We start from the raw sequence: 3,373 nt of genomic DNA, 5'->3' as shown, positions 1-3,373 counted from the left end.
TTCCAGAACGGATGTCGCGACGTCGGTGTCGTCGACGCGCACTTCCGTCTGACCGCCCGCAGCTGTGAGCTCACGAACGGTGCCGGAGCTGATGACCGAGCCGCGGTTCATCACCACGACGTGTGTGCACGTCTGCTCGACCTCGGCCAGCAGGTGGCTCGAGACGAGAACCGTGCGTCCTGTCTTCGCGTAGTTGATCAGGACGTCTCGCATGGTGCGAATCTGCGGGGGGTCGAGACCGTTGGTGGGTTCGTCCAGAACCATGAGGTCCGGCAATCCGAGCATTGCCTGCGCGATGGCGAGGCGTTGCCGCATGCCCTGGCTGTACGACTTCACCTTGCGCTCGATGGCGGCGCCGAGGTCTGCTATCTCGAGCGCTTCCTCGAGGTGTGCGTCCTCGATGGGTCGCCCGGTCGCCTGCCAGTAGAGGCGTAGGTTTTCTTCGCCGCTCAGGTGTGGCAGGAACCCAGAGCCCTCGACGAACGATCCGAGCCTGGACAACACGGGGGCGCCCGGGGTCACGGTGTGTCCGAACACCCGGATGTTGCCGCTGGTGGGAGTGATCAACCCCATCAGCATTCTCAGCGTCGTGGTCTTACCGGCCCCGTTCGGACCGAGCAGGCCCAGTACCTGGCCCTGTTTCACCTCTAAGCTGACTCCGTCGACGGCCTTGAACCCGTTGGAGTAGGTCTTGGCAAGGTCGGTGATCACGAGCGGTGTGTCGACGAGATCCTCGTCCACTTCGGCGACGCGACGTCGTCGCGATCGGAGAACGTTGATCGCGATCAAGGTTGCGAGGGCAAGTGCGATGACGCCGATGCCGACGAGCGGTGCCACCGGAACGGTGCTGGTGTTGTTCGATACGCCTTCGACCGAGGGAACCGACAACTCGGTGTCGTCCAGAGCGACGACGAACTGTGCGGGCTCCAACGGCACGGCGTACGCCTGGTCGGTCGTCGACACCGAGATCTCCAGATGGTGGCCCTCGGGCACCGAGTAACTGATTGCGGGGAGCGCCACCGTCACCGAAACCGGTCCCGCGGTGACGGAGTCGGGAAGACGGACGGCTGCTAACGCACCGCCGGGCAGCGTCCGCCGGCCGTCCGGTGCCACGTCGTACAGCTTGACGAACACCACGGCCTGCGACGGTGCGGCGAACGCGCCAACGCGGAGATCGACGCGCGACGATCCGGTGATCGACAGTGGCGCGGGCAACGGGTCGCTGACGAACGTCGCGGACTGGCCGGGTATGTCGGCCGAGAGTTGAGCGCCGGCGGTGGTGGCGGACAGCGTCGACAGCACCGATCCGAGGCCGGGCACCGATGAGATCGCCGACGGTGATGCTCCCGGGGGCCGGATGATCGTCTGTTCGGCCAAACCTGTTGCCGGCTCGGTGCCGTCGGTTGGGCGAAGTTCAGCTGGGCGGAGCTCGACAGGCACTGCCCGGGTTGCATCTGACTCGTCGGAAGCCGTTGTCAGCCCGGGATACTCGGGTGCGGTCATTCGCCGGTTGCGGGTACGTTCCTGCTCGACGGCTGTGCCCTGCATTGCATACGAGAACGGGTTCTGTGCGTCGTTCTCTGCACCCGGTTCGGTGCGCAGGTGCTCGTCGAGAAAGTCAGCGACGGCGTTGTCCGCACTTCCGTTCGTACCGCCTGCATCGTGTCCGCCGCCGAACCAGCGGACCTCGACGTCGCCTCCGGCCTCCGAGATCTGCCGGGCGGTGGCGTCGGCCTGATCCAGGCCGAACAACGTGTCCTGTAGGCCCTGCACCAAGAGTGTCGGGGCGGTGATGTTCGCGGCCACGGCCGATGGTGAGTGCGCGGACAGTAGCGCGAGTAGCTCGGGGGTGGGGACACCGGTGACCGCCGATTGGGCGTAGGCCGAGCAGAACTCCGGCGCGAAACGTCCGCAGCCCGGCTCACCGTTCGCGGATTCGCCGCTCGCGGATTCGCCGCTCGTGCTTCCGTTGCCTGCAGCCCCATCCGCGCCCTCGGCAGGTGCGCTGCCGGCTCCGAAGAACACGCCTGCCCATCCCCGCTTGAGCACTCCCGGTCCGCCGTATACGGAGCCGGCGGGGGTGTCGATGCCGGCCAGACGAGCACGATCGCTGTCGTCGGTGACCCCGTAGTTCGGAAAGAGCGCCTGCCCCAGGTCGTTCCAGGTGATGGCAGCGGCTACCGCGTCGATTCGGGGGTCGGTTCCTCCGACGCTGAGTGCGAGGGCGCCGCCGTACGAGCCCCCGGCCACTCCGACTCGGGGATCGCCGGGTGCATCGAGTTGTACCTCGACGCGTTCGGCGAGCCAGTCGACGAGTGCTCGGCCGTCGGCGACTTCTCCGTCGGGATCGTTGAGCGAGATCGATCCTCCGCTGGCACCGAAACCGCGGGCGCTGTAGGTCAACACGGTGTACCCGTCGGCGGCGAGCGATCGCGCCTGGCCTTCGACCGATGTCTTGTCTCCGCCGAAACCGTGAGCCAGCAGCACCGCGGGTGCGGGCGTCGTTTGCGGGCTGTAGAGGCGCGCATCGAGATCGATCGTCTCTGCGGCGCCGGGACGCTCCGGTACGGTGATCGTGGCATCGAGCGCGGTGACCCCGCTGTCGGCGTCACCGGAGCGTGCAACCAGGAAGCTCGTCACGGCTGCGAGAACCGCAACTACGAGGACCGCGAGCAAGACGGTCCGGGCAGACCGACGCGGCCGGGGGATGTGCATGCGAACCAATGTATGTGAGACCGCAGAATCGTGTTGTGAGCCAAGTCTTGCATCACGAAGGACCGATGCGGATAGGGTCATCGAAACGGCCACGGGCACCGCACAACAGGGCCTGTGACCGACCACAACCGCTCGGACGTCAGCGTCACCGAAAGTGTGACAGAACACTTACAACTGGAGGAATGAATGAGTGCCTACCGCACCGTCGTCGTCGGAACCGATGGCTCCGAATCGTCCTTGCGGGCGGTGGAGAAGGCCGGCGCCCTCGCCGGCGACGCAGACGCCCAGCTGGTGATCGCATGCGCGTACTACCCGGCCGACCCCAAGGACACGAGCAAGGCCGCCGACGCTCTGCGCGAGGATGCCTACCAAATCACCGGTTCGGCACCGACGCATGACATCCTCCGTACCGCCAGGGAGCACGCCACCGCCGTCGGCGCCAAGAAGATCGAGGAGCGCGCGATCGTTGGTGCACCGGTCGAATCTCTGTTGCAACTGGTCGACGACGTCAAGGCCGACCTGCTGGTCGTCGGTAACCGCGGCCTCAATTCCTTGACGGGCAGATTGCTGGGTTCGGTCCCGTCGGACGCTGCGCGCAAGTCGACCTGCGATGTGCTGATCGTTCACACCGTTCGGTGACGAATTCTCTCTCCTGATC

At 66.1% G+C, this 3,373-nt stretch carries 2 protein-coding genes; one reads left to right on the top strand and one right to left on the bottom strand.

Annotation, left to right across the window (positions count from 1 at the left end; translation table 11 throughout):
* Window positions 1-2,715: alpha/beta fold hydrolase (locus WBQ44_RS05550; RefSeq protein WP_495565732.1), on the bottom strand; the 2,715-nt coding region annotated here is incomplete at its 3' end.
* A 186-nt stretch (window positions 2,716-2,901) separates the two neighbouring features.
* On the opposite strand from WBQ44_RS05550, the gene WBQ44_RS05545 reads away from it, so the two are divergent.
* Entirely contained in the window at window positions 2,902-3,354 is a 453-nt protein-coding gene (locus WBQ44_RS05545; RefSeq protein WP_495565731.1) for a universal stress protein, read from the top strand.
* The last annotated feature ends 19 nt before the right edge of the window (window positions 3,355-3,373 follow it).

The organism is Rhodococcus sp. (in: high G+C Gram-positive bacteria) (assembly GCF_049591685.1).
Lineage (GTDB): Bacteria > Actinomycetota > Actinomycetes > Mycobacteriales > Mycobacteriaceae > Rhodococcoides.
Note: the sequence above shows the minus strand (reverse complement) of the source record. Positions and strands in the feature narration are given on the sequence as shown.

Bases quoted from the DNA above. Each gene is read 5' to 3' on its own strand.
- WBQ44_RS05545 (WP_495565731.1), top strand. From the start codon at position 2,902: ATGAGTGCCTACCGCACCGTCGTCGTCGGAACCGATGGCTCCGAATCG.